The sequence below is a fragment of the Protofrankia sp. Cas8 genome, from assembly GCF_963555845.1.
Classification (GTDB): Bacteria; Actinomycetota; Actinomycetes; order Frankiales; family Frankiaceae; genus Protofrankia.
Window position 1 is genome coordinate 6,996 of sequence record NZ_CAUVXI010000203.1, and the last position, 3,267, is coordinate 10,262.

The following is a 3,267-nucleotide window of genomic DNA, read 5'->3' on the forward strand; positions in this document are numbered from 1 at the left end:
GCGACCGCGACCACCCTCGCCCTGCTGAAAGAACGCGTGGCATGGGCACACGCCAAGGTCGGCGAACTCACGAACACCGAGAAGGCCCTTGCCGAGGTCGACCGCCTTTACGAACAGCGACGGCCCGACGACGACCCCACCTGGGTCTACTGGCTCAACGAAGACGAAATCAACATCATGAAGGGTCGCTGCTACGTCGAACTGGGTAAACCCGACCGCGCCGAACCCCTCCTCACCGACGCCCTGAGGAACTACAGCGACGACCACGCCCGTGAAGTCGCCCTGTACGAAACATGGCTTGCCGAAGTCCACTTCCAGAAAGGCGACATCGACCAGGCATGCGCGAAGGCCACCAGGGCGCTCCTCCTGGACGCACGGGCCAACTCCACCCGCAGTTCCGAACGCGTCCAGACCCTACGCGCCAAGCTCCGTCCCTACGCCGACAATCACGCCGTCCAGGAGTTCGAAGAGCTTTACCACTCCACTATCGAGACAGTCTGAACACGACAGGCCATTCGATCAACGGATATATCGAGCTGTCTGTCGAATCCTTCCCTTTTGGATCAAGAGCGCGGCACAGGCCACGCCGTACAACCCAGACCAGGAATGGCACGTTTGCCAGGCACACCGACACCCGCGGGCATGCCGGTCAGGCCGACCGCCGCCGGATAGGCGAATCCATGCCGTACCGAGCGGCACGGATTCGCGATGCTCGTCCTGTTCCCCAGGCCGGTTCACCAAACACCCGAGCGCTTTCCGGAATACGCAGCCATGCGACCACCGGAGACCATCACTGGGCACGCCAGGGGGCAGACGAAAACCGAGCAGGTGCACGCCATCGGGCAGCCGGGCAATGGCCATAACTTAGGTGATCGGTTCTCGGTAGAGTTGGTGGCGTGGGCCACGATGCGAGCGCGGGGCTGTCTGCGGACGGCTGGCTGCCGGACCTGGTGACCGTGGGTGCCCTGACGAAGGTGTTCACGCCGGAGTTGGTCGACGAGGTGCTCGAGGAGGTGGACGCGGTCGAGGTCCGGCGGCGGTCGCTGCCGTCGCGGATGGTCGTCTACTTCGTGCTGGCGCTCTGGCTGTTCCGGGGTCGCAACTGCGGCTATCTGTGGGTCCTGGACAAGCTGGTCGCCGGGCAGGCGCCGGACGCCTCGTGGAGGTTGCCGACCCAGCCGGGGCTGTCGAAGGCGCGCACGCGGGTCGGCCCGGAGCCGCTGCGGATCCTGTTCGAGCGGGTCGCGGGGCCGCTCGGCGAACCCGGCCAGCCCGGGGTGTTCCTCGGCGGCCTGCGGATGGTCGTCATCGACGGGGCGACGAGTTCGCTGCCGCGCGACGACGACAACCGGGCCGAGTTCGGCGGCCCGTCGAACGCCGGCGGCCAGACGCCGTTCCCGCAGGTCCGCTGGGTCATCATGGCGGAGGCGGGGACCCAGTCCCTGCTGGGAGCGACGTTCGGCGCCTACACCGCCGCCGAGACGACCCTGGTGCGTGCGCTGTTGCCGCTGCTCGGGCCGGGCATGCTCACGCTCGCGGACCGCCGTTACCTGTCCTACGCGCTCGCGTCCGAGGTACGCGCGACCGGTGCCCACTTCCTGTGGCGCGCGAGCGCCTCGTTCGCGCTGCGCCCGGTCGCCAAGCTGCGCGACGGCAGCTACCTGGCGAAGGTGCGCCCCGGCCTCGGCGAGCGCGGCGGACCGATGACCGTCCGGGTGATCGAGTACACCGTGCAGACCCGCACCGTCGGCGACGACGGGTCCAAGGAGACCACCTCCGAGCTGTTCTGCCTGGTCACCGACCTCCTCGATCCGGACGAGTACCCGATGCTGGACCTGGCGTGCGCCTACCCGGCCCGCTGGACCGCCGAGATCGTGATCGGCCACCACACGACCGACATGGGCCGTGACCAGCCCGTCCTGCGCAGCAAAGGCCGCGAGCACGTCGCCCAGGAGATGTGGGCGCTGTTCGCCGTCTACCAGGGACTCCAACGCCTGATCAGCCTCGCGGCCGGCGCGCTCGGCGCGCCTCCCGACACGATCAGCTTCCCCGCCGCACTGAACGCCGCGGCCGACTCCGTCGGCGCGGCTTTTCCCCCCTGACCAACTCGCCCTCGCCTGCCTGCTCCTGCTGATCGAGCCTCACGCCACCATCCGGCAGCGCCCCGACCGCCGCGCCGAACGCCGGACCCGGCGCCCCTCCGACCGCTTCCCCCAGCTTCGGGCCCAGGACCCGCCCACCCGGACCGTCGAACACCGCCTCCAACTCCACTGCCTGGACCCGGCTTGGCCAATCAACGAACAAATCCCGAGGCGAACTGTTAAGTCATGACCATTGGGGCAGCCGGGCCACAGCATGGGGTCGCTTCGCTTCCCTGGCAGCCCGGCCCCTCGTCCAGGGTAGGCAAGACTATCTGCGGTCACCTTGAGACCCGTGTAGATCGTCAATCCGACTCGGATTTGTAGATCGCGGGCACCTGACATCCATCCATCCTGTTTGCGTTACCTGGTTTCAATCCGACTCGGAATTTGTAGATCGCGGGCACTGGACACGCTGTACACCGCCTTCCCCAAGTTTTTCGAGGTTTCAATCCGACTCGGATTTGTAGAACGCGGGTACTCGAGAGTGATGACGCGGACGACACCAACTTCGTTTCAATCCGACTCGGATTTGTAGATCGCGGGCACAGAGAAGAGAACGTTGAAGATCCGTTATGCGCTGTTTCAATCCGACTCGGATTTGTAGATCGCGGGCACTAGCAAACGCTACGCATGTGGCGTAACTAGGGTTTCAATCCGACTCGGATTTGTAGATCGCGGGCACGACTGCTATGCAGATGACGCAGACCCGGCCGCGAGGGTTTCAATCCGACTCGGATTTGTAGATCGCGGACACCAGAAACAACCTACCCTCAGACTTCGGTTTGAGAGGTTTCAATCCGACTCGGATTTGTAGATCGCGGGCACTACTGTCTCTCTCAGCAAGTTCGGGCCACCCGTGTTTCAATCCGACTCGGATTTGTAGATCGCGGGCACGGTGGTCTTCCTGAACGGGGAGGTCTTCGAGATGTTTCAATCCGACTCGGATTTGTAGATCGCGGGCACCTAGCCCAAGCAAACCACGGCCCCCCGTGTGGGGTTTCAATCCGACTCGGATTTGTAGATCGCGGGCACTCAGGATGGCCGACGCAGCGCGTGAGTTGCTGGTTTCAATCCGACTCGGATTTGTAGATCGCGGGCACGGGAGCTTAGTGGTCGCGCTCGTAAG

At 64.8% G+C, this 3,267-nt stretch carries 2 protein-coding genes and 1 CRISPR repeat array; both genes read left to right on the top strand.

The genetic code is table 11. The annotated features are described in order from the left end of the window. The coding region (locus U9977_RS22175; protein ID WP_322751213.1) for a hypothetical protein at window positions 1–501 on the top strand (501 nt) is incomplete at its 5' end. A gap of 395 nt (window positions 502–896) precedes the next feature. Further along, window positions 897–2,102, top strand: a complete 1,206-nt coding sequence (locus U9977_RS22180) for an IS4 family transposase (protein ID WP_322751214.1) — start codon at window positions 897–899, stop codon at window positions 2,100–2,102. A gap of 481 nt (window positions 2,103–2,583) precedes the next feature. Then, window positions 2,584–3,241: direct repeats of the CRISPR family, unit length 36 nt; unit sequence GTTTCAATCCGACTCGGATTTGTAGATCGCGGGCAC. Window positions 3,242–3,267: the final 26 nt, after the last annotated feature.